Source organism: Brevibacillus fluminis (genome assembly GCF_003710825.1).
In the GTDB taxonomy this organism is placed as follows: Bacteria; Bacillota; Bacilli; order Brevibacillales; family Brevibacillaceae; genus Brevibacillus_D; species Brevibacillus_D fluminis.
On record NZ_RHHQ01000085.1, the window covers coordinates 1 to 449 of the forward strand.

Consider the following 449-nt stretch of genomic DNA (forward strand, 5'->3'; position numbering starts at 1 on the left):
TCGCGCATGATGTCGAGCAGCTCTTCCTGCGAATGGATGGGCATCCCGCTTGTCGTCGGATCATCCGCATACGGCGTGGACAAGTAGGCGGTTCTTCTGCCCAAAGCACCGTCTGCAAACAGCTTCACCGCCCCGATTGACAGGTTGTGGTTGCCGAATCCGGTCCGCAGCCGGCTCTCCCGAATGCTTGGCAGATGAGGGTAATAAAGCAGCAGGTTACAGCGCAAGCCTAATCCTTCTTCATTCAACAGCTCGTCATAAATCCGGTACGTCTGGTTCAATCCGCCAAGATCGCGCAAATCTTCCGTGTGCGCTCCGGTGAGCCCGAGCTGCATCGCATGCTGGATCGCCTTTCTCGTCTGTTCCTTCAATTGAGCAAAATCCGGCTCCGGAATGTGTTTTTTGACGACATTCGCCGCGGTCTCCAGCAAGAGTCCTGTCAGTTCCTC

General features: G+C 55.7%; 1 protein-coding gene. It reads right to left on the minus strand.

From position 1 onward, the window contains the following. Positions 1-449 (minus strand): amidohydrolase family protein (locus EDM56_RS31040; protein ID WP_148040457.1); only part of this gene is annotated, 449 nt, incomplete at both ends.